This window comes from Leucobacter sp. BZR 635 (assembly GCF_048061935.2).
GTDB lineage: Bacteria > Actinomycetota > Actinomycetes > Actinomycetales > Microbacteriaceae > Leucobacter.
In genome coordinates, this window is record NZ_JBLUNZ020000046.1 from 25,460 (window position 1) to 51,393 (window position 25,934).

Annotated in this window: 22 protein-coding genes; 5 read left to right on the forward strand and 17 right to left on the reverse strand. The window is 67.9% G+C overall.

The genetic code is table 11. From position 1 onward, the window contains the following. Position 1: 1 nt before the first annotated feature. From ACI1US_RS09415 to ACI1US_RS09425, 3 genes are read right to left on the reverse strand one after another with little or no spacing between them, the layout of a single operon-like run. Positions 2-2,656 carry a transglutaminase-like domain-containing protein gene (locus tag ACI1US_RS09415; RefSeq protein ID WP_461639951.1) on the reverse strand — a complete coding sequence of 885 codons (2,655 nt, stop codon included), beginning with the start codon at positions 2,654-2,656 and terminating at the stop codon, positions 2-4. Further along, positions 2,649-3,761, reverse strand: coding sequence for a DUF58 domain-containing protein (locus tag ACI1US_RS09420; RefSeq protein WP_461639953.1), 1,113 nt, complete (start codon positions 3,759-3,761; stop codon positions 2,649-2,651). Before ACI1US_RS09420 ends, ACI1US_RS09415 begins: the two co-directional genes overlap by 8 nt. A 7-nt stretch (positions 3,762-3,768) precedes the next feature. Continuing rightward, positions 3,769-4,740 carry an AAA family ATPase gene (locus tag ACI1US_RS09425; RefSeq protein ID WP_461639955.1) on the reverse strand — a complete coding sequence of 324 codons (972 nt, stop codon included), beginning with the start codon at positions 4,738-4,740 and terminating at the stop codon, positions 3,769-3,771. A gap of 464 nt (positions 4,741-5,204) precedes the next feature. On the opposite strand from ACI1US_RS09425, the gene ACI1US_RS09430 reads away from it, so the two are divergent. Together ACI1US_RS09430 and ACI1US_RS09435 are read left to right on the forward strand one after the other, a co-directional pair. Continuing rightward, entirely contained in the window at positions 5,205-6,887 is a 1,683-nt protein-coding gene (locus ACI1US_RS09430) for an ABC-F family ATP-binding cassette domain-containing protein (RefSeq protein WP_461639957.1), read from the forward strand. 1,058 nt (positions 6,888-7,945) lie between these two features. Further along, positions 7,946-8,449: an HXXEE domain-containing protein gene (locus ACI1US_RS09435; RefSeq protein ID WP_461639959.1), complete on the forward strand. Its 504-nt coding sequence runs from the start codon at positions 7,946-7,948 to the stop codon at positions 8,447-8,449. On the opposite strand, the gene mutM is transcribed toward ACI1US_RS09435, so the two are convergent. The 10 genes from mutM to ACI1US_RS09485 all read right to left on the reverse strand — a co-directional run bounded on the left by mutM (position 8,446) and on the right by ACI1US_RS09485 (position 17,764). Beyond that, positions 8,446-9,435 (reverse strand): bifunctional DNA-formamidopyrimidine glycosylase/DNA-(apurinic or apyrimidinic site) lyase, encoded by a 990-nt coding sequence (gene mutM, locus ACI1US_RS09440; RefSeq protein WP_461639961.1) that lies wholly within the window; start codon positions 9,433-9,435, stop codon positions 8,446-8,448. The genes ACI1US_RS09435 and mutM overlap by 4 nt on opposite strands. Positions 9,436-9,437: 2 nt before the next feature. After that, positions 9,438-10,163, reverse strand: coding sequence for a ribonuclease III (gene rnc, locus ACI1US_RS09445; RefSeq protein WP_416549675.1), 726 nt, complete (start codon positions 10,161-10,163; stop codon positions 9,438-9,440). 63 nt (positions 10,164-10,226) lie between these two features. Further along, a complete protein-coding gene (rpmF, locus tag ACI1US_RS09450) occupies positions 10,227-10,430 on the reverse strand; it encodes a 50S ribosomal protein L32 (protein WP_059061128.1) in 204 nt (67 codons plus the stop codon). Between the two features lie 13 nt (positions 10,431-10,443). Next, positions 10,444-10,989: a YceD family protein gene (locus ACI1US_RS09455; protein WP_416549672.1), complete on the reverse strand. Its 546-nt coding sequence runs from the start codon at positions 10,987-10,989 to the stop codon at positions 10,444-10,446. After that, on the reverse strand, positions 10,989-11,483 hold the full coding sequence (gene coaD / locus ACI1US_RS09460) for a pantetheine-phosphate adenylyltransferase (protein ID WP_416549673.1): 495 nt from the start codon (positions 11,481-11,483) through the stop codon (positions 10,989-10,991). Before coaD ends, ACI1US_RS09455 begins: the two co-directional genes overlap by 1 nt. 35 nt (positions 11,484-11,518) lie before the next feature. Continuing rightward, positions 11,519-12,199, reverse strand: a complete 681-nt coding sequence (locus tag ACI1US_RS09465; RefSeq protein WP_416549676.1) for a response regulator transcription factor — start codon at positions 12,197-12,199, stop codon at positions 11,519-11,521. Between the two features lie 29 nt (positions 12,200-12,228). Then, on the reverse strand, positions 12,229-13,533 hold the full coding sequence (locus ACI1US_RS09470; RefSeq protein ID WP_461639964.1) for a sensor histidine kinase: 1,305 nt from the start codon (positions 13,531-13,533) through the stop codon (positions 12,229-12,231). Between the two features lie 63 nt (positions 13,534-13,596). After that, the gene (locus tag ACI1US_RS09475; protein ID WP_461639966.1) at positions 13,597-14,466 is read right to left on the reverse strand and encodes an ABC transporter permease; all 870 of its coding nucleotides are present in this window, start codon (positions 14,464-14,466) and stop codon (positions 13,597-13,599) included. 46 nt (positions 14,467-14,512) lie between these two features. Then, the gene (locus ACI1US_RS09480; protein ID WP_461639968.1) at positions 14,513-15,427 is read right to left on the reverse strand and encodes an ABC transporter ATP-binding protein; all 915 of its coding nucleotides are present in this window, start codon (positions 15,425-15,427) and stop codon (positions 14,513-14,515) included. 147 nt (positions 15,428-15,574) lie between these two features. Continuing rightward, the gene (locus tag ACI1US_RS09485; RefSeq protein WP_461639970.1) at positions 15,575-17,764 is read right to left on the reverse strand and encodes an ATP-dependent DNA helicase RecG; all 2,190 of its coding nucleotides are present in this window, start codon (positions 17,762-17,764) and stop codon (positions 15,575-15,577) included. A 58-nt stretch (positions 17,765-17,822) separates the two neighbouring features. Here ACI1US_RS09485 and ACI1US_RS09490 point away from each other — a divergent pair, with 58 nt between their 5' ends. Further along, positions 17,823-18,665, forward strand: a complete 843-nt coding sequence (locus ACI1US_RS09490; RefSeq protein WP_461639972.1) for a tyrosine-protein phosphatase — start codon at positions 17,823-17,825, stop codon at positions 18,663-18,665. A gap of 3 nt (positions 18,666-18,668) precedes the next feature. Continuing rightward, on the forward strand, positions 18,669-19,262 hold the full coding sequence (locus ACI1US_RS09495) for an RsmD family RNA methyltransferase (RefSeq protein ID WP_461639974.1): 594 nt from the start codon (positions 18,669-18,671) through the stop codon (positions 19,260-19,262). 625 nt (positions 19,263-19,887) lie between these two features. Here ACI1US_RS09495 and ACI1US_RS09500 read toward each other — a convergent pair. Both ACI1US_RS09500 and gabT read right to left on the reverse strand, forming a co-directional pair. After that, on the reverse strand, positions 19,888-21,354 hold the full coding sequence (locus ACI1US_RS09500) for an NAD-dependent succinate-semialdehyde dehydrogenase (RefSeq protein WP_416549677.1): 1,467 nt from the start codon (positions 21,352-21,354) through the stop codon (positions 19,888-19,890). A 49-nt stretch (positions 21,355-21,403) separates the two neighbouring features. Next, complete coding sequence (gene gabT / locus ACI1US_RS09505; protein ID WP_416549678.1) at positions 21,404-22,738, reverse strand: 4-aminobutyrate--2-oxoglutarate transaminase; 1,335 nt, start codon at positions 22,736-22,738, stop codon at positions 21,404-21,406. A 114-nt stretch (positions 22,739-22,852) separates the two neighbouring features. Between gabT and ACI1US_RS09510 the strand changes: the two genes are divergently transcribed. Beyond that, a complete protein-coding gene (locus ACI1US_RS09510) occupies positions 22,853-24,121 on the forward strand; it encodes a PucR family transcriptional regulator (protein WP_416549679.1) in 1,269 nt (422 codons plus the stop codon). Here ACI1US_RS09510 and ACI1US_RS09515 read toward each other — a convergent pair. Both ACI1US_RS09515 and thiL read right to left on the reverse strand, forming a co-directional pair. After that, positions 24,108-24,731 carry an SIMPL domain-containing protein gene (locus ACI1US_RS09515; protein WP_461639977.1) on the reverse strand — a complete coding sequence of 208 codons (624 nt, stop codon included), beginning with the start codon at positions 24,729-24,731 and terminating at the stop codon, positions 24,108-24,110. The genes ACI1US_RS09510 and ACI1US_RS09515 overlap by 14 nt on opposite strands. A 53-nt stretch (positions 24,732-24,784) precedes the next feature. Next, positions 24,785-25,816, reverse strand: coding sequence for a thiamine-phosphate kinase (gene thiL / locus ACI1US_RS09520; RefSeq protein WP_461639979.1), 1,032 nt, complete (start codon positions 25,814-25,816; stop codon positions 24,785-24,787). Positions 25,817-25,934: the final 118 nt, after the last annotated feature.

Below are 25,934 nucleotides of genomic sequence, written 5' to 3' on the forward strand. Positions count from 1 at the left end.
ACTATCTGAGCACCGAGGCCGGAATCCAGCGAGCTCGGGCTCTTCCCTTCCAGGAGGATCCCGCCCGCAACTCGGTCCGGACCGTATCGAGGTCGGCAATGAGCTGCGCCGCTTCCTCCCCCGCCGGCTGCGCGCGCGAGTGTTGCCGCGCAGGCACCTGCTGCCGCGCGGGCTGCTGTTGCTTCGCGGGCACCTGTTGCCGCGCAGACGTCTGTTGCCGCGCGGGCGCGTACCGCTCCCGGCTCACCGCGCTCGCCAAGCGATCGGCGGCCGCGCGGCCTCCCTCCGTCGACAGCGCCCCGTTGGCGCGCAGCGCGGCCACGAGGGCCTCGGGCGTCTGCGCGCGCGGCACCGAGGCCCCGACCGCACCCTGTCCCGGCGCGCGACGGTAGTCGCGCAGCACAGCGACGAACTCAGCCCACGCCGCGCGGGCAGGATCCACGCCGCTCCGGATCGCGCGCACGCGCAGCGCGCGCCGCAGCGTTCGCAGCAGCATGGGGACTGCGGTGAGGAGAAGGATTGCTGCCAAGAGCGCCACCCCGGTGGCGACCCAGGGAGCTCCTCCGCCAGCGCTCGCGGCTTCGGCTGCTTCGGGATCCTGGGTCCTTGCCAGCTCCTCGTCGGTCAGGGGGCTCATCTCGCCGGCAAGCCCCTCAGCTTCTGCTGCCTCTTCGCCGTCGGTCTCCGCGCTGGCGAGGGCCTCGCGTGCGGCGGCTTCCTCCGCGTCCTGGGAGCTCGCGCCGCCCACCTCGGCCCGGAACCCGGCCCCGCCCGGGGTGGGCTCGAAGGGAACCCAGCCGACGGTGTCGACGTAGATTTCGGGCCAGGCATGCAGCTCCTTGCCGCGCACCACGACGCGCGTATCGCCCCGCGCACGCGACGCGTATCCGACCGCCACCCGCGTCGGCACCCCCAGGCTCCGCGCGATCGTCGCAAACGTCGTGGCGAAGTGCACGCAGTACCCGGTCTTGGTCGTCAGGAAGGCGTCCATGACACCGTAGGGACTGTCGGGATCCGCGCCGGGGAGATACGGGGCAGCCTCGTCGTAGGTGAACTGGCCGGACTGCCGGAAGTACTGTTCGAGCCTGAACGCGATATCGATTCTGTCGAGATCTGATCCACTCAGCGCGCTGGTCAAGCCTGCCAGCGACGGCGGCAGCGCCCCCGGCAGCTCGAGGTAGGAGCGCAGGCCGCTCGGTGCGTCCTCCGGAGTGGGGAATACCCGCAGCAATTCAGGCGGCAGCCACCCCGGGAGGAGTCGTGTGGGCGAGCTGCTCCAGGGGTCAAGCGACACCCGGTAGTTGTCTCCCCGCTTCGTCATGCCGCCGTTCGACATCGCGGTGCTCGCCTGCGCTGTCCAGGCCCACGCGCCGGGGTCGAATGCCCCTGCGCGGTCGGTTCCCACCTGCGTCGCCCCGTTGGGCAACGGCAGCCACGAACTGCGCAGCGCGGCGATCGAGACATTCGCTACGAAGCGCTCGTTCTCGTTGTATTCGAGCGTGAAGTCACCTCGCGCGGAGACTGCCGACTGTATCCCGATGAGCCGCCCGGAGCTCGGGGAGAACCATGCCGCGCCGGCCGGCGTTTCAATGAAGATCCGCCCCTGCTCGTCGCGCTGCCCATTGGAGAGTTGCTGCAATGCCGCGAGTTCGGCGACCGCCCCCTCCCCGTTCGGCGAGACCAGCACTCGCTCCTCCCCCACGGTCAAGCCCGCTGCGTCGGGTGCATCGTCAGGCAGCCACGTTCCCCCTTCGAACGTGCTCAGGGTTGCGAGCCGAATGTACATGGCCTGCTCTTGGTCGCTCGTGTACGTCAGGACGGGGGTGGTGCTGCCCGCCCGAAGATCGCGGGCGAGCTCGATCGTGACATCGTCGACATACTCACCCACCGGAGCGAACTGCACGCCACGGTTCCCGCTCGGGGCGCGCACCTCCGGCACCACCGCGAACGCCCCTGCGGCGAGCGCAACCGCGCATCCCGCGGCCGCCGCGCCGAACAGGTTGACTCTGGCGGACGCCAGCCACGTGATCAGTGCGACGAGCGTCACCATGCCGACGAGCACCCCGGTGCGCGGAGATTCGTTCGTGAGGAGTGGAACGAAGAGCGGTGGCAGCGCGACGAGGAGGGCCGCGGTCAGCGCGCCAGGCACGCCAGGCACGCCAGGTACGCCAGGTACGCCAGGTACGCCACTGCGGCGACGACCGAATGCGGCGAGCACCGCGACCACGATCAGGCTCCATGCCCACACGAGCAGCAGCACGACGTCTTGGAGCAAGGGGGTGGGATCCAGTGGGGCGACGCCGCGCAGCACCTCGCCCTGCAGTCGCGAGGCCTGCTCTGCGGGCGCTGAGATCCATTCCCGGAGCCTGCCGCTGCCTGCGAATCTTGCGATCCAGAGCGCGAAGCCTGCCGCGCCCGCCACAGTGAGCACGAGCCACCGCGGCGTTCTCGTCGCCGCGCGACCGAGACATGCGAGCAGCGTCACGACCGCGGAGATTGCGGCTGCGGTGCCCCACCAGCCCTGGGGTGTGAGCAGTGCGGTCAGCGCCCCCAGGCTGAGTGCCCAGAGCCCGCTCAGCGCGACACCAATCGCGACCGTGAGTAGCTTCGCGGCGGGCGATCCACTCGCTGGGGCGCGGAGTCGGCGGTCAGCCACGCGTCGCCGCCGCCGGGTCGTCGAGGCGCACGAAGGCTAGCGCTCGCATGAGCTGCGAGGCGTTCGTGCAGAGCTGAGGATCAGCTGCCCCGGCGCGCAACCGCACGGAGCTTCCGGCGCGGAGCCGACGCAGCCCGTCGGTGGCAGCTGCCGACACCGCGTGCTCGAACAACGCTGCAGTCGTAGCAGCGTCAGCGATACCGCCAGATTGCGAGCCAGCTTGCGAGCCAGCAGCCGCGTAGGCGGCCGGATCCGTGTCGATTCGCAGATCGACGGCCCACTGCGATTCCTGCTCGGGCAGGCGCACGAGCAGCTCCCGCTGGCGCGCGCTCTGTTTCCAGTTGATCTGCCGGACGGGATCGCCCGCGCGGTACTCGCGAACGTCGCCGCCGGGGAGGCCGCGCTTGTCGGTGTCCACGAGCTTCTGGCGGGCGTCGCCCGCGCCGGCTCCATCGAGCGACGGTGAGCGGTAGTCACCGGTGAGCAGCCGCGGCAGCACCAGCACGTCGACGCTCGCGTCGACCCTGATCCACCGCTGCACCAAGCCGAGCGGGTCTTGGAACCGCACCGCGAGCAGCCGCAGCGTCGCGGGCCCCCGAGGGTGAAGCTCGGTGGTGAGCGCGGCCGAGATGCCCTGGCGACCGCGTGCCTCGCCCGCCTGCGTTTCCACGGGCAAGCTGCGGCGTCGCGTCTCGCTGAGGTATTCGTTGATCTCCCACTCCGCTGCCACTGCGGCCACCGGGTGCCTCCGCGCGCCGAAGCTCGCGTGCACCGTGTACGGCTCCCCGGCCGTCGCCGTCGAGGACTCGACGCTGAGGATCCGCCCGGCGTGCGCCGCCGGAGACACCGGCGCAACTCGCGACACCGGCGCAACTCGCGACCCCCGCGACACCGGCGAGACTCGCGGCGCTGCCGCGACGAGGAGCACCGCGAGCAGCAGGCAGGCGGAGAGGAAGAAGCAGAAGATGCTAACCCCGTGCAGTCCGGGCAGCCACCAGAGCGCGCCGAGCGCTGCCGCGGCGAGCAGCACGAACACGCCCCGCCCGGTGAGCGTGAGCGGCACCCGCAGTTGCGAGCGCCCTGGCGGCTTCCGCGGCTTCGTCACGGTGGTGTCACTCAGCTCGGGTGTTCGCGACGATCTCAGTGACGACGTTCGCTACGGCCCGCGTCGCGTCGAGTTCGCTGTCGAAGTATCCGCTCGGGAGCAGCCTGTGTGTGAGGACCGCTGAGGCGAGCCGCGCGATGTCGTCCGCCGTGACGAAGTTTCTGCCCCGCAGCAGGGCGCGGGCGCGCGCCATGTGGGCGAGGTGCAGCGTGGCCCGCGGGCTGGCCCCGAGGGAGAGCGCCGCGTGCGTGCGGGTCGCGGTGATGAGTGCCACCAGGTACCGGGCGGCGGCCTCTGAGATGTGGACGTCGTTGACTGCGCGTTGCGCGCGCAGCACCTCCGCGACGTCGGCGACCGGGGTGATCGATCGAACGGGATCGCCACCGGCCCGCGCGCGCAGCATCGCAGTCTCCGCGTCTGCGCTCGGATACCCGAGCGAGATCTGCGTCATGAAGCGGTCGCGCTGCGCCTCCGGTAGCGGGAAGGTACCCTCCATGTCGCCGGGGTTTTGCGTCGCGACGACGAGGAAGAGCTCGGGCAGATCCCGCGTATGACCGTCGATCGTCACCGTGCGCTCCGCCATCGCTTCGAGCAGGGCCGACTGTGTTTTCGCGGTGCCTCGGTTGATCTCGTCGGCGATGACGACGTTGCTGAAGATCGGCCCCGGGTGAAACGTGAACTCGTGCGCGTCTTGATGGTAGACCGAGAGCCCCGTGACGTCCGAGGGCAGCATGTCGGAGGTGAACTGCAGTCTGCGCACGCTCGCATCGATGGAGCGGCCGAGCGCCGTGGCGAGGGTCGTCTTCCCGACTCCCGGCACATCCTCGATGAGCAGGTGTCCGCCGGCAAACAGCGTGGCGATCGCGGCGTCGACCGCGGCGTGAGAATCGCTCATGGCGAGGCTGACCGACTGGGTGATGCGCGCGGCGAGCTCGGCGACAAAGCCCACGGTCGGCTGGTCGATCATCGTTGATTCCATGCGTCCAACACTAACCTCACGAGGCTGCGAACGACCGCGGCAATCGAGAACGCGCAGTTGAGCGCTGCCGAAACCCGGTCTGGCGCTCTCCCCCGCATTCGCGATACTGTCGTAGCGTGTACCGCCTGTCATTTGGTTAACGGGCCTGCGTCTCATCCGCGCAGGGTTCCCCACGGAGGGTGTCGTCGCTGACCCCTCCTGACCCCCGTCAGACCATCGCGAGCGCTCTCTTTGCTCGCGGCACGCAGTACAGGAGGCCTCGTGGCCACCGCTTTCTCGCCGCACGCTTTGTGCGCTCGCACGATGCCGGATCGATCCAATGCGCCCGCGCGTGACCCCACCGCCCGCGCACCCGCGGCACCCCGAGCTCACCGGGCAGCCCCGAGCTCACCGGGCAGCCCGCGCGCACAGATCCACTTCCCTCTTCATTCCCCGCGATATCCGGGGAAGAAAGCAGCACCCGCATGTCTCATCTTGAACTCACCGGCATCAGTTACACGTTGCCCGACGGCAGACCCCTGCTGAACGACGTGGGCTTCCGCGTCGGCAACGGCGCGAAAGTCGGCCTCATCGGCGCGAACGGCGCCGGCAAAACCACGCTCCTGCGCATCATCACGGGCGATCTCTCCCCCGACGAGGGCGTCGTCTCGCGCAGCGGCTCCGTCGGCGTGATGCGCCAGTTCTTCACCTCGGGCACGGTGCACGAGCTGCTCCTCTCCTTCTCCCCGGAGCCCGTGCGGGCAGCCGCGGAGCGCGTGCTACTCGCAGAAACCGCGATGCTCGAGAACACCGATCCGCTCCGCGAGGAGGCCATACAGATGCGTTACGCGCGCGTCCTCTCCGAGTGGGGCGACGCCGGCGGCTATGACGCCGAGGTGCTGTGGGACGTCTGCACGATCGCGGCACTCGGCGTCCCCTACGACCGGTGCCGCGACCGCGAGCTCAGCACGCTCTCCGGCGGCGAGCAGAAGCGGCTCGCGCTCGAAGCGCTGCTGCGCGGCAGCGACGACGTGCTCATCCTCGACGAGCCCGACAACTACCTCGATGTCCCGGCAAAACGCTGGCTCGAGGACCGGCTGCGCGCGTCGGAGAAGAGCGTGCTGTTCATCAGCCACGACCGCGAGCTGCTCGCCCGCAGCGCCACCGCCCTCGTCACCCTGGAACTCGGTGCCGCCGGGAACACGGCGTGGACGCACCCCGGATCCTTCGCCAGCTACCACGAGGCGCGCGATGCGCGGTTTGCGCGGCTCGACGAGCTGCGCAGGCGGTGGGATGAGGAACGGCAGAAACTCAAGAACCTCGTGCAAATGTATAAGGACAAGGCCGCGTTCAATGACGGAATGGCGAGCCGGTACCAGGCCGCGCAAACCCGGCTCGCACGCTTCGAAGCCGCAGGTCCCCCCGAGGAACAGCCGCGCAGACAGGATCTCGCTATGCGGCTCACGGGCGGACGCACGGGCAAGAAGGCGATCCAGTGCCGCGAGCTCGAGCTCACCGGGCTTATGTTCCCCTTCGACCTCGACGTTTGGTACGGCGACCGGGTCGCGATCCTCGGCTCGAACGGCTCAGGCAAGTCCCACCTGCTGCGGCTGCTCGCCGGGGGCGGCACTGACCCTGAGCCGGAAAACCGGCCGGGAACCGACGTCGTGATCGAGCCGGTGCCCCACGAGGGCACCGCGAAACTCGGCGCGCGCGTGCGGCCCGGCTGGTTCGCGCAAACCCAGGGCAGGCCCGACCTTGCCGGGCGCACGCTCCTCGACATTTTGCACCGCGGCGACGAGCACCGGCAGGGGCTCCCTCGCGAGCAAGCCGCTCGCGCCCTAGCCCGCTACGAGCTCGCGGGCGCTTCCGAGCAGGTGTTCGAGGCGCTCTCGGGCGGGCAGCAGGCCCGGCTGCAGATTCTGCTGCTGGAGCTCGGCGGCGCAACGCTGCTCTTGCTCGACGAGCCGACCGACAACCTCGACCTGGTTTCGGCCGAGTCGCTGCAGCAGGCGCTGCGCGCCTTCGAGGGCACCGTGCTCGCGGTCACGCACGATCGCTGGTTCGCGCGTGACTTCGAGCGGTTCCTCGTGTTTGGCGAGGACGGCGAGGTGACGGAATCGGACGTGCCGGTGTGGGGCGAGGGGCGGGTGAAGCGGCAGCGGTAAGGCTGAGCGAGGGCGATGGCCGGAGCGGCTATCGCCCTCGCCCGGTGGGCTCGAAGCTCCACAAGGCGACTACTGAGAAGGTGCTACTCGTTCTCGTGATGGTAGAACTCGGCCAGCCTCGCGGATGCGGATACGGATACGGATGCGGGTGCGGGTGCGGGTGCGGGGTCAAGCTGCGCAATCTCTTCGCCGGTCGCACCGATCCGCACGAGGAGCCGGTACATATGGAGCGGCAGCGCGGCACGAGGGGCGACCTGTTTGGGCCGCCCCGGTCGGGCTTCATCGAGCGGAGGGCGCAGTCCCAGCATTCATATTGGGAGACTGTGAGTTGGTCACGGAGAATGTGGGCCCAGACTCTTGCACCATAGGTAGTGCTATCGATTGGATTGGGGATCCTTGTCCGCAGGATGCGCCCGTCCCACAGCGCTAGCTCGTACGCGCGATGGTGCTTGACCGGCGTATCCGTCGCCCCGCGCACAATAGTCCAGTCTTCCGTCGTGCAGAAGACATCGTGGAGCTCGCGCGTAGGCGCTGGATACCTACTCAGACGCTACTCAGCAGGTCTTCCCACTCCTCGGCGTATTCTCGCAGAGAGGCGACGAGATCATCGATAGCTTCGTCAACGGTGAGGCCCTCTGAGACGAAGGGCCTGCTGCGAAGCAAGACGACCCAATGACCGCCATTCTTAAAGACTTCCGCGTGCGCGTCGAGCGTCGAGAGTCGAGAGTCGAGGCACGATAGTCCCGGAGCTGGTCTGCCTGCACTACGGCAGCAGTCCTCGCATGCCGGCGAATCACTACGGCCCGGCCTCGCTCGGCGGAGTCTAGAACAGCCCCGAAGCTCCTTCGCACTGAGGCCATCGAGTCGTAGTCTGGAACGATGAGGGGTATAGCGCGCCTTCCGAGATCACGAGATGCAAGCGCGCATCATGTACACGATGTACATGCCACGCCTGGGCGCTGAGAGAGCCTAGGAGAGCGCCGAATCCATCATCACAAGGTGTCCAACCGGCATGACGCCCCTAGGGATCCACGCATTCTCGCACTTAGAATGTGCGTATGAAAGTTCGCGGACCCGCGCTTCTGTTCGCCGCTTGGGCAATTCACGACATCGAGGAAGCTCTGACGTTCCCTGCCGCCTGCAACGATGCGGCTGACCGCACAGGAATCGACTGTCTCCGCATCGGCAAGCGTCAGTCTTGGACAGCCATCGGAATCATGGGCGTCATCGTTGGAGCAGCGTGTTGGCGAGGTCAGCGCACGGGTGGCCAGTCGATGTTGTATCGAGCCATCCTCGCCGGTCTCGAGGCGCACGTGTACACCCACCTCGCCGCGTCAATCGCAAAACGGGGCTACACCCCCGGAGTCGTCACCGCCGTGCCGGTTATGCTGCCGGGCGCGATTGCTGCGCGACGAGAGCTTCACCGATCCAACATTCCGCTACGAACACAAGACTTCATCATGGGAGCTTGTCTGCTGGTCCCCAGCGCGATGATTAGCCACGCTCTCGCGAGACTCGGCACAAGGAGCGCGCCGCGATGGGGTGACTCCGTCGACGCTTAGCGCTTCCGCTGGCACTTTGGGCAGAAGTGGCTCGACCGCCCAGCAAACGGCACCCGCTTGATGAGCCCGCCGCACCTGGGGCATGCTTCTCCCCCGCGACCGTACGCGTTCAGGGAGTGCGCAAAATAACCGGCCTGCCCGTTCACGTTCACGTACTGCGCGTCGAAGCTCGTGCCGCCCTCGGCGAGCGCCTGCGCGAAGACCTCGCGCATGTGGTGCAGCAGGGTAACGGCCCCTCGCTGCGAGAGCGAGGTGCCGGGTGTATCCGGGTGCACGCGGGCGCGCCAGAGTGTTTCGTCGGCGTAGATGTTGCCGACGCCGCTCACGAGCCGCTGGTCGAGCAGCAGCTTCTTCGCGCCGACCGATCGGGCGCGGATCGCCGCGACGAAGGCCTCGTCGTCGAAGTGCTCGTCGAGCGGGTCGCGCGCGATGTGCGCGGCCTGCGCCGGGATCGTGCCGGGCGCGGCGTCAACGAGTTCGTCGATCGCGAGCGAGCCGAAGAGCCGCTGGTCTGAGAAGTCGAGCCGCAGCTCGCCGTGTTCGGGGTGTTCGATCCAGGTGCGGATGCGCACGTGCCGGTCGTCCGCGGCGTCCGTCGCACGGAGTAGCATCTGACCACTCATGCCGAGGTGGGCAAGCAGCGCACTGGAGGGTTCGGGGAGCGCAGCGCCAGCGCCAGGCAAGGAAACCCCGCCTCCGCTCTCCCCCCGAATCGGGATCCACATGAACTTCCCGCGCCTGAGCGGGGCGGCAAGCACTCGGCCAGTCATCCGCCGCTCGAAGTCGGCGGCGCGGCGGCGGCCTGCCTCCGCAGACAGGGTGCGGCCGTGGCCGCCCTCGCCGGGGGCGGAGCCCGGCACCTCGCCGAGCGGGGTGTGACGCTTCAGGGCGCGCGGATCCATCACCTCGACGGCGATCACCCGCGCGCCGGTGACGGCGGGGGCAAGCCCCGCGCGCACCACCTCAACCTCGGGAAGCTCGGGCACGGCTAAGCCTTGGGCGCTCGGGCGGAACGGGGCTTTCGCGCGGCACGCAGTGCGCGCAGCTGAGCGGCAGCGTCGCGCGCGGCGGCGAGTTCGGCAACCTTCTTGCTCGTGCCCTCGCCGCGGCCGGTCACGTCACCGAGCTGCACGGTCGACGCGAACACGCGGGCGTGGTCGGGGCCGGTGCCGACGGTGTCGTAGGCGGGATGCGAGAGGCCGCGGGCGGCGGCCTCCTTCTGCAGCGTCGTCTTCGGGTCGAGCACCTCGGAGAAGCGGTCGGGGTCGTCGAGCAGCGGATCAATGAGCTGCAGCACGAACTCTGCGGCGATCACCGAGTCGGTTGACAGGAACACCGCGCCGATCACGGCCTCAACCGTGTCCGCGAGGATCGAATCCTTGTCGCGCCCGCCAGTCTGCTCCTCGCCCTTGCCGAGCTTGAGTTCGGCTCCCAGCGAGAGCCCGCGCGCTACCTCCGCGAGCGCCACGGTCGACACGAGCGCGGCGCGGCGCTTCGCGAGTTCACCCTCGGTGAGCTCGGGGTAGTCGCGATACAGCTTGACCGTGACCGCCTGCCCGAGGATCGAGTCGCCGAGAAACTCCAGGCGCTCGTTGTGCGGAGCGGCCCCGTGCTCGTAGGCCCACGAACGATGCGTGAGCGCGAGTTCGAGCAGCTCCGGGTCTACCGCAACGTCGAACGCGTGAAGAAAGCCGCCGGTCGCGCCCTGAGGCACGCCCGACGGCTCTTCGTGTTCGCGTCGCGGGAGTGAAGATTCATTCCCCGTCACGGGTAAGTCTTACGCGTCAGCTACGCGACGACCCTTGTATTCGAGGAACAGGGGGGTGCCCTGCGAATCCTCGACCACGCGGGCACGGTGCGGGAGGCTGTACACGGTCTTGCCGTTCTCGACGGTCTTGACGAGTGCGGGTACCGCAGCCTTCCACGCCGAACGGCGGTGGCGGGTGTTCGAACGCGACATCTTGCGCTTGGGAACAGCCATGATGCTCTCTTTCCTAGTTACTCTCAGATTCGGGCACACCCGAACCAGATGATTCTACAGCATTGAAGTTAGCCAGTGCCGCCCAACGCGGGTCTGTGTCCACATTAGTCGCCATCGCAGCCTCGGCATCGCGCAACTCGCCGGACTCGGGATCGAGACCCGGACAGTCCGGACGACACACAGGCTGGAACGGCAGTGCAAGCACTACCGCGTCTCGGAGCGGGGGTTCAAGATCCACGTGATCACCGTGAACCCCATACTCGTCGGCCTCCGTAGGAGTATACGCGAAAAGTTCCTGGAATTCGACTTCAAACGGCGAGGTGAAATCTTCGAGGCAGCGACCGCACTCTGCGTGCATGGTCGAATAGGCCGTCGCAGACACCAGAATGCCCTCGTGCACGGACTCGAGCCGCACGTCGAGCTTGAGGTTCTCGCCGGCCGGGATCGAGGCCAGGGCCTCACCAAAACGGTCAGGAACGACGATGTCGAGCTCGCGCTCGCGCATCTCGCCCGGACGGTTCATGATGTCGCGGACGCTCTCTTCGTACAGGCGCGCCATTATGCGGGCCTCGTCGTCGCGAGGAAGCGTGCAACTGCGGGCGGCACGTAGGGGCTCACGTCGCCACCGAGCGACGACACCTGCCGCACGAGCGTACTGGAGACGTGGGCGTGCGCGGGCTCCGGCAGCATGAATACGGTCTCGACATTGGCGAGGCTGCGGTTCATGAGCACCATGGGCGTTTCGTAGGCGACGTCGAGCTGCGAACGGATGCCCTTCACGAGCACCGAAGCGCCAACCTCGGTGCAGTAGTCGACGAGCAGCCCGACGGACCACGAGGCAACGATGACGTTGTCAGGTGTCTCGGGGTCGTCGTCAAGCGACTGCTGAATCAACGCCATGCGCTCCGAGATCGGCAGCATCGCCGATTTACCGGGATTGTGGACGACTAGTACGTGGACCTCGTCGAACACCGCTGCAGCGCGGCGGATCACGTCGAGATGCCCGAGGGTGATCGGGTCAAACGACCCGGGAACCACTGCGATTTTGCTCATACCCTCTACAGTACGCGGTTGAGGTGCAAGAAACCCTATAGGCCGTGCTGCTTTGCAAAGATAACGGCGTGCACCCGGTCACGCAGTTGCAACTTCGCGAGAACCCGGCCCACGTGGGTCTTTACCGTTGATTCTGAGAGGAACAGTGAGGCACCGATCTCGGAGTTGTTCTTTCCGTCGGCGATCAGCCTGAGCACATCGAGTTCGCGCTCCGTGAGCTCGGCGAGTTCCGCGGCCAGCGGAGCGTCTGCCGCCTCGGCAGGCGCGGCGAAGAAGGAGGCCTGGGCACCGCCGCTCTCACGCAGCCGCTCCATCATGCGCGCTGTCACAGCGGGGGCCATCGCGGCGTCGCCGCTCGCGACGCGCCGAATCGCGTCGACCAGCTCGGTCGGGCGGGCATCTTTGAGGAGGAAGCCGCTCGCGCCTGCCTGGATCGCACCGATCGCATACTCGTCGAGGTCGAATGTTGTGAGCACGAGCACGCGGGTCGCGGGGAACTCGGCGGCGATGCGCTTCGTCGCCTCGATCCCGTTCATCCCGGGCATGCGCACGTCCATGAGCACGACGTCGCAGCCGCTGCCCTCTCCCGACAGCCGCGCGAGGGCAGCGAGTGCCTCTCCCCCGTCACCGGCTTCTGCGACGACCTCCATATCGGCCTCCGACATGAGGACCAGCCGGAAGCCGGTGCGGATCAGCTCCTGGTCGTCGACGAGCATGATTCTGATGCGGTTCGGATCGCTCACGATCACCCTTCTTCGTTCGAAACTGCGTGTGCCGGGCTCGTCACGGCCCGTGGGAAGAGCACGCGGAGCCGCCACCCTGGCTCGCCGATGACAGGCCCGGACTCGATCGTGCCACCAAAGACGCGAACGCGCTCGGCGAGGCCGGCGAGGCCGCGCCCCGATCCTACGCCCGTTGTGGGGCCCACAGTGTTCGCTGGCCGGCCATAGTCGCGCACTGTGATCGTCGACCCGGCCGCGTCTTCGGCGAGCGTGACGTCCACGCGGGCACCGGGGCCTGCGTAGCGCAGCACATTCGTGAGCCCCTCCTGCACGACGCGGAAGATCGCGAGGCCCTGGAGCCTGTCGTCGAGCCGCAACCCGCTGTCGCTGAGCGAGACCTTCAGACCCGCGTCTTCGAAGCCGCGTACGAGGCCGGGGATGTCTGAGATGCCAGGTTGCGGGGCCATGTCTGCGGCCTCGCTCATCTGGAGCGCGCCGAGGAGTCTGCGCATTTCGGTGAGCGCGGTGCGGCCGGTCTCGGCGCTGCGCCGCATCGCGTTCGCGGCCTCTGCCGGCGCGGTCTCAATAGCCCTCGCGCCGCCCTCGGAGAGCGCGATCATCACGGAGACTGAGTGCGCGACGATGTCGTGGATCTCGCGCGCGATTCTGGATCGCTCCTCAGCGACCGCAAGCTGCGCGAGCTGATCGCGCTCGCGGGCAAGCTGGTGCGCTCGATCGATGATCGCTTGGAGGTAGCGCCTGCGGTTACCGAGGTTGATACCGATGAGGAGCACCGCGAGCATCCAAATCGCGTCGAGGATCACGTTGGCGATCGTGACTGCCGGCGTATCCATGCCAAACACCGGCTCGATGTCAGGTATGTACGCGTTGATGATGCTGGCGGCGACGCCGATAGCGTAGGCGATCCACCCGGTGCGCACATCGCGATACACGGGCACCGCGTACAGCAAGAACCAGCTCGCGACGGCGTTGGCCACGAGCAGGGGTCCGCCGTCGGATACCAGTGAAATCGTGACGATGATGAAGCCGAGCAGGGGCGCACGTCGCCTGAGCAGCAGAGCAACTGTGCCCGCCGCGAGCCGCAGCGCGACGATCAGGGAGTAGACAGCGCCCGCAACCAGGTTGCCCTGCACCCGATCGAAGTAGAGCGTGAAGACGTCGAGCAGCGCGAGCGGCACCGCACCGATGAGGTAGCAAACGAGGATCGCGATATCGATCGCGCGCGGGTGCGCAGCGACCCAGCGCCGAATCGCCCCGGGGGGCCTGGGGAGGAACGCCTCAGAGTCGACTCTCGCGGTCTGATTCATCAGCGTTCCCCCTTTCACCCTCTCACCCTACTGGCGCTCCCCCGTGAGCGCCGCGCAGCGCAGCTACTTCGCGTCGCGCGTCTTCAGCACGAGCAGCCCGAGCGCCATCGGGACAACCGCCCACAGCGCGATCGCGAGCATGCCGACGAGGTAGGTCGGGTCGGTGTTCGTCGAGACGTCGCCCAGCGCGAGCGTGCTGCCGAGCGACATCGGCAGGAAGCTGCCGACGGTCGGAACCCACTCCCAGCCCGTCATCATGAGGAACTGCAGGCCGATGGGCAGCACAAACACGATGCCAGCAACGAGCGAGATGCCGCCCGCGGTCGAGCGGAGTGCCGCGGCGAAGCCGAAGCCGAGCAGAGCGATGCACACGAGGTAGACCACTGCGCCCAGCGCGCCGGTGAGTACCGGGTAGGAGAAGAGTTCTGCGCCGGCGGCGGGAATGAACAGCAGGCCGATCACGAGTCCGAGCACGACGAGCACGAGTGCGGTGACCGCTGCGATCACGGCGAGCACGATGGCCTTCCCGAAGAACATCGGGCTGCGGCGGGGAACCGCGGCGAGGCTCGAGAGGATCATGCCGCTCGAGTACTCGCTTGAGATCACGAAGACGCCGAGTACGCCAAAGATCAGGGCGAGGAACGGCGAGGCGAGGGTCGAAACCGTGAGCAGGTAGCTCTGGAGTGCATCGGCGGGCAGGGATGAGGGATCCATCCCGTCGTACGTGAACGTCGTCTTCATCGCCCACGCGCTGAGGAGACTCAGCCCGACGCTTGCGAGGAGCGTCACGAGCAGCGTGATGCGGATGGAGCGCAGCGAGGTGAGCTTGATCCGCTCAGATTTGAGGATGCCGCCGAAGCTCAGCGTCGGCGCGTGGCCCGAGCCCGCGAACGTCTGGCGGGTGGCCGGTGGTGTGTAGGTTTCAGAAGTCATGATGGGTCCAGTCCGTCGAAGGTGTGCGTGTGGTCGCGTGCCCGGCTCAGCCGGCCGCGTACTCGAGTTCGTCACGGGTGAGCTGAATGTAAGCGTCTTCGAGGCTGCCGGTGACCGGCGTCAGCTCGTGCAGCACGATGCTGTGCAGCGCCGCGACCTGGCCGATCTCGGCGGCGGTGACGCCCGTCGCCGAGAAGCCGGCGCTGTCGCCGCGGTCGAGCGGCTGTAGGTCAACATCGCTGCGCCCGGTGAGCACGAGCGAGGCAAGCTCAGCGGCCTGGGGGCTGCGCACCGTCACCCGCGTGGTCCCGTTGCCGACGAAGTCCGCGATGGGGGCGTCTGCGACGACGCGACCGCGTCCGAGCACGATGACGTGGTCTGCAGTCTGGGCCATCTCGCTCATGAGGTGGCTCGAGAGCAGCACCGTGCGGCCCTCGCTCGCGAGGTGACGGAGAAGATTGCGCACCCAGAGCACGCCATCAGGATCGAGGCCGTTCACTGGCTCGTCGAGAATGAGCACCTTCGGGTCGCCGAGCAGCGCGGCTGCGATGCCGAGGCGCTGCCCCATGCCGAGCGAGAAGCCGCCGACGCGCTTGCCCGCGACGGGCTCGAGCCCGGTGAGTTCGATGACCTCGTTTACCCGCTTGTCCGAGATGCCGTGCGTTGCGGCGAGCGCGCGCAGGTGGCTGCGTGCGCTGCGGCCGGGGTGCACACCCTTCGCGTCGAGCAGCACGCCGATCTCGGCGAGCGGCGCGCGGAGGCTTTCGTAGCGCTGGCCGTTCACAGTGACGGTGCCTGCGGTCGGCTTGTCGAGGCCCACCATGAGCCGCATGCTCGTTGACTTGCCTGCGCCGTTCGGCCCGAGGAAGCCGGTGACCTGGCCCGGCTTAATGGTGAAGCTGACATTGTCGACGGCTTTCTTCGCACCGTAGTGCTTGGTAAGCCCGCGAGCCTCGATCATGGTGTCTCCTTATGAGAGGGGTGAATTGTCAGAAGTAACGCCTGTGCTTTCAGCTTAGAAAGCACCGCGCGATTCTGTATCCCCCTGGAGTATCAACCCCGTAGTACCTGGGTACCGTGCGCCGCGCTCCTCGGTCGCCCGATTTGGCTAGGACTTCGCGAGGTTCTCCAGGTGTTCCTCCTCGCGGGCAATTGTCGCGGCCAGGCCGGGGTGGCCGGCGAGCGTCGGGTCGCTGTCGAGCAGCGCACCGGCGAGTTCGCGGGCGTGCACGATGAGTTCGCCATCGTGGGTGACCCGCAACAGCTTTAGGGTCGACCGACCGCCCGACTGCGCGGTTCCGAGAATATCCCCCTCGCGGCGGAGTTCGAGGTCGATCTCGGCGAGCACGAAGCCGTCGCCCGTCGCCGCGACCGCCTCGATCCGCTCGCGCGCGGTGGTTCCCTGCTCGGCGGTGCTCATCAGCAGGCAGAGTCCGGGGTGGGATCCGCGCCCCACACGGCCACGAAGCTGGTGCAGCTGCGACACCCCGAAGCGATCCGCGTCGCGCACAATCATGATTGACGCGTTCGGCACGTTCACGCCGACCTCGATGACGGTGGTCGCGACGAGCACGTGGATCGCGCCCGCGGCGAAGTCACTCATGACCCGATCCTTTTCGGGCCCGGCCATGTCTCCCGTGAGGGCTTCGATCCGCAAGCCGGCGAACTGCGGCATCGCGCGGATCTCAGCGACGGAGTCGGTGACGTTAGCAAGCGGGCGCTGTGCTGCAGGCTCGCTCGCCTGGGTCTCTTCGACCTCCGTGCTCTCCCCCTCCTCGAGGCTCGGCGTCGCACCGCCTGAGATCGCGGGACACACGACATAGATCTGCCGCCCGGCCGCGATGTCTTCCGCGGCCCGCGCCCAGACCCGTGCGGCACGGTTCGGCATCTCAAGCTCCGGCACAACGAAGGTCTCAATGCCGAGCCTGCCCGGCGGCAGCTCGCGAATCGTGAGCGTCTCAAGATCACCGAACGCGGTGAGGGCGACGGTGCGCGGGATCGGCGTCGCCGTCATCGCCAGCACGTGCGGCTGCGCGCCCTTCTGCCTGAGGGCCTCGCGCTGATCCACCCCGAAGCGGTGCTGCTCATCAATGACAGTGAGCCCGAGGTCGTAGAACGTCACGCCCTCACTCATGAGAGCGTGCGTGCCCACCGCGATCCGCGAGTTCCCAGACGCGAGCGAGAGCAGGGCACGCCTGCGCTCGGCGACGGGCATCCGCCCGGTCACCAGCACTGGGTTCAGCGCAGCAGCCAGGTCGGGGCCAAGCGACTCCACGACCGAACGGAAGTGCTGCGACGCGAGCACCTCGGTCGGGGCGAGCAGGGCGCTCTGGCCGCCCGTCTCCGCGACCTGCAGCATTGCGCGCAACGCCACGAGCGTCTTACCCGAGCCGACCTCGCCCTGGAGCAGCCGATGCATGGGGTGTGGGCGCGCGAGCTCCTCTGCGATCACCGCGCCAACCTGGCGCTGGTCACCGGTGAGTTCAAAGGGAAGAGTCGCGTCGAAGCCCGCGAGCAGCGGCCCGGCCGGGCGCGGAGTGCTTGGCTCGGAGGCCTGCTGCCGCCTGCGGTGGAGCAGCGCGAGCTGCAGCTCGAACGCTTCACGAAACTTCAGGCTGCGCTGTGCGTCGCGCCAGTCGCTGTCGCGGCGCGGCCGGTGGGCCCCCTCAAACGCGGCACCGAGCGAGAGCAGCCCCTCGGCCCGCAGCAGCTCCGCGGGAAGCGGATCCGGCACCTCCGACAGCGCATCGAGCACCATCTCGGCCGCGCGCGCGATCGTCCAGCTCGGCATCTGCGCCGTTGCCGGGTAGATCGGCACCGGCTTCTCAGCCCACGCCTTCGCAGCCGCTTCCTCGAGCTGCGCGGCCCCAGGCACCTCATCATCGGAGTCGAAAAACTCGTAGTCGGGATTCTGCAGTTGATAGGCCCCGCGATACTCGGAGACCTTGCCCGCGAAGATCCCCTGCCGGCCCTTGCGCAGCTGCTGCAAGCGGAAGGGCTGGTTGAAGAACGTGAGCGTGAGCGTGCCCACACCGTCAGTGATCTGCGCCTCAATAATCGATCCACGACGCCGCTGCATTTGCCGGGAAGTCGCGCGGAGCACCTGCGCAACGACCGTGACCTGTTCTCCAACGGGGAGACCCTGCAGCGGGGTAAGCTCACCGCGGCGAGAGTACTTACGCGGCAGATGCCAGAGCAGTTTCTCGACCGTCGTGATCCCGAACGCCTTCTCGAGCGGCTTCGCGCTGCGGCCACCGATGACCCCGCTCAGCGGTGAGTCGAGCGTTACCTGTGCCATGTACCCAGGCTAGCGCGCTCACCCTAGATTTCCGGGAAAGCGACGGTAGTCTGAGGGGGTGTCAGAACTCAACAGCCGCCGAGTGCATCTCGCAACCGTTCCAAACTTTCGTTCGCTTGGCGGGCTCCCTGTTGCAGGGGGCACCGTCGCTCCGGGCATGATTTTCCGCTCGGCGACCCTCGGCTCGCTGTCCGCAGCAGACAGCGCGACGCTCGTCGACCTCGGCATCCGCCGTGTCGCTGATTTCCGCACCGCCGGCGAGCGCGAGAGCGCGCCCGACGTCTTGCCCGACGATGTCGAGGGTGTCGTGTTCGACGTGCTCGGCGACCAGCCGAGCAGCATGGCGGCGAGCCTCGCTCACATTGGTATGCCGGGCGACGATTCCGAGATGACCCCCGAGGCCGCAGCCGCAGCCGCCCGCGGCATCGCCGACGCACTCGGCGAGGGGCGCGGAATCGCGCTGCTACAGGACTCCTACCGTCAGTTCGTCGAGACCGATTCTGCGCGCACCGCTTACCACGGCTTCTTCGCCGCGCTCACCGAGGAGGGCGAGTACCGGCCAACGCTGTTCCACTGCTCGGCGGGCAAGGATCGCACCGGCTGGGCTGCTGCCGTCTTCCTGCTGCTACTCGGCGCGGACGAGGCTACCGTGCTCGAGGATTACCTCCTTACGAACGTCGACATCATGCCGATGGTCGAGCCGATGCTCGCGAAGGCGGAGGCCAACGGGCTCGACCCCGAGATGCTGCTGCCAGTGCTCACCGTGCAGCCCGAAATGCTGGGCGCGGCACTCGCGGCGATGCGCGCCGAATACGGCACAGTCGAGGAGTACTTCGTGCGCGGACTCGGGCTCGAAGAGGACCGCCTGCGGGTGCTCCGTGACCGCTTTATCGCGGCGTAGCGCATGACACGGATTATCGCGGGTCGGGCGGGTTCGCTCAGGCTCGAGGTCCCCAAGGCCGGCACGCGCCCAACGAGCGACAGGGTGCGTGAGGCGATCTTCTCCGCGCTCGAGTCGTGGGGCGCGATTGAGGGTGCGCGCGTGCTCGACCTGTACGCAGGGTCGGGAGCGCTCGGACTCGAGGCGGCGAGCCGCGGGGCTGCCTCGGTGACGCTTGTCGAGAAGCATGCGCAGGCGGCGGGGGTGGCCTCGCGCAACGCCCGAACCGTGCTGCAGGCGTGGCAGGGGGGCAAGGCCGGGGCTGCGCCAACAATCGACATCGAGCGCCACTCCGTGCAGACGTTCCTCGATCGGGAGCTGGCGCGCGGTGAGGCGTCGGCTCGCTGGGACGTCGCGCTGCTTGATCCGCCCTACGATCTTGACGACGCGGCGCTCACGGAGAACCTCACGGCGCTTGCGCCGCTGCTCTCTCCAGACGCGCTCGTGCTCGTGGAGCGCAGCAGCCGCTCCCCCGAGCCGACGCTGCCCGCGCTTCTCGCGCCGATCCGCAACCGCGCCTACGGCGAGACCGTGCTCTGGTGGTCTGAGCTCGCCTAGCCGCGTTTCTGCTGCCCGGCTGGCCTGCTGCACTCCTTACTGACCCGTTTTTTCTCGTGCGAGCCTTCCGCGGGGTGGATTCGGCACCGCAAGGAAAAATCGGGTCAGAATGGATTGGGTGGCTGGGCTGCCGCGGGCGCTCCGCGGCCTTGCCATGAGGGCGGGTGAGCCCGGGCCGTGTGCGTTGCGCAGCTCACAAGTTGCTCAAGTTGGGCCGCGTGTTGTGGCTTTCTGCTGGGTCCGGCAATGCCGCGCTCACCACACCAGTCATACCAGTCACACCAGTGGTCAATTTGCGCCAAAAACTACGCGATTCGGTGACATTTCTGGCGCAGACTGACCACTAGTTCAGCAGCATTGCCGGACTCACGGAAACGCCAGAACAACAAGGCCCACCGACCGCAGCCCCGAACCCAGATGTCGGCAGGCGACCCCGCGCCCGTCCTCTCCGACCCCAGTTTTCTCGTGCGCGTCTTGTTCGGACTGTGCACGGGTCGGAATGAATTAATCGGGGCAGGGAGGATGTAGGGGCTCGGCGCGCAGACACGGGCGGCCAGGATGCAGAAACGGCGGGGCGCCGGAGAGAAATCTCTCCGACACCCCGCCGTTTCGGGCTCAGCGCGGCTTAGCGCGGGATGAGCGTGTACTTCGTCGAGAGGAACTCGTGGATTCCCTCGAAGCCACCCTCGCGGCCGATGCCCGACTGCTTGAGGCCACCGAAGGGTGCCGCAGCGTTCGAGACGAGGCCGGTGTTCAGGCCCATCATGCCGGTTTCGAGCTTCTCGATCATGCGGTGTCCGCGAGCGATGTCCTCAGTGAAGACGTAGCTGACGAGGCCGTACTCGGTCGCGTTTGCGAGCTCGACTGCCTCTTCCTCGGTCGAGAAACGGATGATGCCGAGGACCGGTCCGAAGATCTCCTCGCGCATGATCGCCGACTGCGGGCTGAGCTTGTCGATGACGGTCGGCTGGAAGAAGTAACCGGGGCCGTCGATCGCTTCGCCACCGGTGATGATGGTGGCGCCGGTCTCGACTGCGTCTGCGACGAGGCGAGCCGTGTTTGCGACGGCCTTCTCCTCGACGAGCGCGCCGATGTCGTTGCCCTCTTCAGCGCCGCGGCCGATGCTCATCGCCGACACCTTCTCGCCGACGCGACGAGCGAACTCGTCAGCGACCGACTCGTGCACGATGATGCGGTTCGCAGCGGTGCAGGCCTGGCCGATGTTGCGGAACTTCGCAAGCAGCACGCCCTCAACAGCCTTATCGAGATCCGCGTCTTCGAAGACGACGAACGGGGCGTTGCCACCCAGCTCCATCGAGGTGCGGAGCACGTTCTGCGCAGCAGCCTGGAGCAGCGTCACGCCGACCGGGGTGGAGCCGGTGAACGAGAGCTTGCGCAGGCGGGTGTCGGAGAGGAGTGCGCTGGACTGCGCGCTCGACTTCGAGGTCTGCACGACGTTCACGACTCCGGCGGGAACGCCGGCATCCTCGAGCAGCTGCGCGAAGAACATTGTCGTGAGCGGGGTGAGCGCTGCGGGCTTGATGACGACGGTGCAACCAGCCGCGAGCGCCGGAGCGATCTTGCGGGTCGCCATTGCCAGCGGGAAGTTCCACGGCGTGATGAAGTAGCAGGGGCCCACGGGGATGTGCGAGACAACCATGTTGCCGGTGCCCTCGGGGTTCTGACGGTAGTCGCCGCGCACGCGCACAGCCTCTTCCGAGAACCAGCGGAGGAACTCGCCACCGTAGTTCACCTCGCCACGTGCCTCAGCGATGGGCTTGCCCATCTCCATGGCCATGAGCAGCGCGAACTCTTCCTTGCGCTCCTGCAGCAGGTCGAATGCGCGGCGCAGGATGTTCGAGCGCTCGCGCGTCGACGTTGCTGCCCACTCGTCCTGCACGGCCACGGCCGAGTCGAGTGCGCGCACTGCGTCTTCGACGGTTGCGTCGGCGATGGTCTTGATGACCTCGCCGGTTGCGGGATCGCGGACGTCAAACGTCGCGCCCGAGGTGGAGTCTTCCCACTTGCCGCCGATCGAGAGCCCGGAGGGGACGCGGTCGAGGAGTTCTTGTTCGTTGGGCTTGAGAGCCATAACGGTCTGTCCTTTCAGCCTAAAAATACTTCGAGCGTGGAGCTACGAACTAGTTTGCTGCCAGCGCGTCTGCGACGATCTGCAGCGCCTCGCGGAGCAGCTCGTCGGAGATCGACAGCGGCGGGAGGAAGCGTACGACGTTGCCGTAGGTGCCGCAGGTGAGGAGGATGACGCCCTCGTTTGCTGCGTGCTTCGCGATAGCGCCGGTGAGTGCGGCAGCCGGGGTCTTCGAACCCGACTCGACGAACTCAACTGCCATCATTGCGCCGCGGCCACGGATGTCGCCGATGCGGTCGTCGGTCTTCTGGAGCTCTGCGAAGAACTCGGTGATGATTGCACCGATCTCGTTTGCGCGAGCTGCGAGGTTTTCCTTCTCGTAGGTGTCGATCGTTGCGAGCGCTGCTGCACACGAGATCGGGCTGCCGGTGTAGGTGCCGCCAAGGCCGCCTGCGTGCGCGGAGTCCATGATCTCGGCGCGGCCGGTTACTGCCGACAGCGGAAGGCCGCCTGCGATGCCCTTCGCGGTGGTGATGAGGTCGGGAACAACGCCCTCGTGATCAGCTGCGAAACGGTCGCCGGTGCGGGCGAAGCCGGTCTGCACCTCGTCGAGGATGAAGACGACGCCGTTGGCGGTTGCCCACTCCTGGATCGCGGGGAGGAAGCCTGCTGCGGGAGCAATGAAGCCACCCTCGCCCTGGATCGGCTCAATGATGATCGCCGCAACGTTCTTCGAGCCAACCTGCTTCTCGATCTGCGTGAGCGCAACCTCGGCAGCGTCGATGCCCGAGAGGCCATCGCGGTACGGGTACGAGGTGGGAACGCGGTAGACCTCGGGAGCGAACGGGCCGAAGCCGTCCTTGTACGGCATGTTCTTTGCCGTCATGCCCATGGTGAGGTTGGTGCGACCGTGGTAGGCGTGGTCGAAGACGACGACTGCGTCACGCTTGGTGTAGTGGCGCGCGATCTTGATCGCGTTCTCCACTGCCTCGGCGCCCGAGTTGAAGAGCGCGGAGCGCTTCTCGTAGTCACCGGGGGTGACCTCGTTGAGCTTCTCTGCGACGGCGATATAGCCCTCGTAGGGGGTGACGGTGAAGCAGGTGTGGGTGAACTGCTGGACCTGCGCGGTGACTGCCTCGACAACGGCCGGAGCCGAGTTGCCGACGCCGGTCACGGCGATGCCCGAGCCGAGGTCGATGAGCGAGTTGCCGTCAACGTCAACCATGACGCCGCCGCCTGCGGCAACGATGGAGACGGGGAGTGCGACGCCGACGCCAGCGGCAACCGCTGCGTTCTTACGTGCGAGCATCTCCTGCGACTTCGGGCCGGGGATGCTGGTGACGAGCTTGCGCTCCTGCGGGAGTGAGGGTCCGCCGGTGAGAGTCATGGATGTCTCCTTACGTTGTGTGGTGGGGGCGCGCGGCGGGTATTCCTCCGCGCGACTGATACCTCTCAGGATACGAGTCGCAGCCTCCGAGATGAGATGCCATAATGGCGATTGATGATGCAATATTTCGCCGAACCGGCAATTCACTCCTGGATCGATCTCGACACGCTACTGCGCGACTACGAGCTCGGCCTGGTTGTCGTGGCCGGCGGCGACGATAACACCGGCGCACGCACGGTGCAGTGGGTGCACTCGAGCGACCTCACAGACCCCACGCCGTTCCTCACGCCGCGCACCGTGCTGCTCACCACCGGGGCGCAGTTCAAGACGACGCTGGGCCTGCGCGCGGCGGAGGCGTACGTCTCGCGGCTCGTTGCCGCCGGCACGACCGCGCTCGGGGTGGGTGTCGGCATCAAGTGGGATCGGATCCCGCCCACGCTCGTCGAAGCGTGCGAGCGTCTGGGCCTCCCCCTCATCCGGGTACCGTACGACACGCCCTTCATCGCGATCACGCGGGCGGCAGCGCGGCTCATCGACGCCGCCGTCCACGCGCAAACCATCGACAGGCTCACGAGCACACACTCGCCACGATCCACGACGGCTGAGCGATCCATCGCCGCACTTGCCGCCGCGGTCATCAAGCTGCTGGTTGCCGGCCACAAGGGCCTCGCTGAGGACATCGCCGGGCCGTTACTGCCGCGGCTGCCGCGCGGGCAGGTGTCGGTCATCGCGCTCGCGGGGAGCCACCCCGGCCTCGATCTCACAGCGCTCGGCGACGGTCACGCGGCGGGGCTCGTTGACGGCAGGCTACTGCTCGTCTGCGAGGCCGCCAAGATTCCCGCCGCGAAGAAGTTGGTGCGCGGTCTGCCAGGCGGGTTGTCTGAGCGCGGGGCGCTCGACGACCTGGGCGAGCTCGTCGCGCAGGCGGATCGGGCACTCGAACACGCGCTCTCCGAGGCGCTCCCGCCCGATCCCGCGGCGAGCAGTCGCGCGGCAGGTAGCGGCGCGGGAAGCACCGGAACCGGAGCCCCGCTCCGCGGCAAGCTCGTCGAATACCGGCCCGCCATGCACGCGGGGCTCCTGCAGCTCATCGGCCAAAGCCAGGACGCTCGCCGCCGCGCCACGGGCTTCCTCTCGCCGGTGCGCACGCACGACCTGCGCCACGGCGACGAGATCGAGCGCAGCCTTGAAGCCTGGCTGCGCCACAACGGTCAGCTCTCACCGGCGGCGGAGGAGCTCGAGATCCACCGGCACACACTGCGCGCGCGGATCCGCACGGCAGCGAGCCTGCTGCAGCGCGACATCGACTCCCCCGACACTCGCGCCGAGCTGTGGACCGCTCTGCGGATCCTCAGCCCAGCGCACCTGCCTACGCAGCCGTGAAGGTGGCCTCGACCTGCACGCTCACCGAGATCTGGCCAACGGTCACCTCAGGGGCCGCAGCGGCGGCCATCGCGAACCGCGCGTCGCCCATGGGCGAGGGCCCGCCACCAGAGCGGCCGTCGCGTAGCGACACGAGGGTGAGGGCGGGTGCCTCGATCGCCTCGGCGAAGTCCTCGGCGGCAGCGCGGGCATCCTTCACCGCTGCGCTGCGCAGGTTCCGGGTCCACTCATCGCGCAGCTCTGCGCCCAGCTCCCACTGCACCCGAACATCCGCTCCGCTCTCGGTGAGCTCGGCGGCGACCTCACCGACGCGGTCGAGGGCGGTCAGCACGATCCGCACGCTTGCGTGTGCCTGGTGCTCAACCACGTTGTCGCCGCGCTCGTCGCGCCACGAGTTCGAATAGGTCGACACGGGGTCGGCGACATAGTGGATCGCCGCGCCCTCGGCCACGAGCGCCTGCGCGCGCCGAACGAGCTTGGCATGGGCCTCGTTCGCGGCCTGCAGCGCGGTTTCGCGTACGGCGTCGCGCTGCGAGGCGGATGCGTAGATGTCGGCCTGGTCTGCGGGAACTCGGGCCTCGGCTGATCCGGTGACGGTGATCTGGGTCATGCGGTCTCCCTCAGTTGTGGGCCCGAGCCCTCAGGGCAGGCGCAGGCGGGTCACTACTCAGCAGCGTCGCTACTCAGCGTTGCGGGGTTGTTGAGTGTGGTGAGCTTATTGTAGGGATCCCAGCCCCTCGGGGTATAGGGCGACCCGCCAACTGTGATGCTTTCACCAGCTGCGGCATGCACCTCGCCGATCGCGACAAAGCCGCCGGGGAGCTGGGTGCCCCGCGGGAAGCACGCGAGCAGGCCGTGGTCTTCGCCGCCGTCGAGCATGGCCCGCAGCGGCACCTTGATCCCCTGTTGGGCCTCGAAGCCGGCGAGGAGCAGCTCGGGGCTGAAGTCGATCCGCACCCCGGAGGCCCGCGCGAGCCGATCGGCGTCGAGTGAGAGCCCGTCAGAGACGTCCATCATGGCTGTCGCCCCCGCTTCGCTCGCGAGGATGCCGTCGTGGATCGGTGCGCGCGGCGCGAACTGCGCGGAGAGCTCGGCGGAGTGAGTGTTGCGGAGCTCGGCGAGCCCGATCGAGTGTGCTGTTCCGTCTGCGTCGGCGCAGTGCTCGAAGAGCAGCGAGAGCCCGAGCCCCGCGAGCCCGAGCACCCCCGAGTACGCGACTGTGTCGCCGGGCTTCGCCCCGTTGCGCGTCACGGGCGTGCGTCGTTCGAGGTCTCCGATGGCGGTGACTGCGGCGGTGAGCACGGGGGCCTGTCCGAGATCGCCTCCGACGACTCCGCACCCGGGGGCGAGCTCGCGACAGGCGGCGTCGAGGCCGCGGGAGATTTCTTCAAGCAGCGCGACGGGGGTGCTCTTGGGGCAGGCGAGCGCGACCGTCAGCGCGGTCGGGCGGGCCCCCATTGCTGCGACGTCGGAGAGGTTGGTCGCCGCGAGTTTCCAGCCCAGGTCGAAGCCCTCGTGCCAGGCGAGCCGAAAGTCGGGGCCCTCAATCATCGTGTCGGTCGTGATTGCGACATCGCCGACGCTCGCGAGCACCGCGCAGTCGTCTCCGGGCCCGATACTCGCAGCCCGAGCAGCCCCGAGCTGCGCCAGGATGCGCGCGAGCACGCCAGATTCGCCGAGTTCTCCCACAGTCATCACTCCCCTACGGTACCGCGTGCGTCAGGGAGAAGGGGCGGGGCACGGGGCGGGGTACGGGGGCGGGCTACGGGGGCGGGCTACGGGGGCAGGGCAAGCAGGAGCTGCGGGGCAAGCA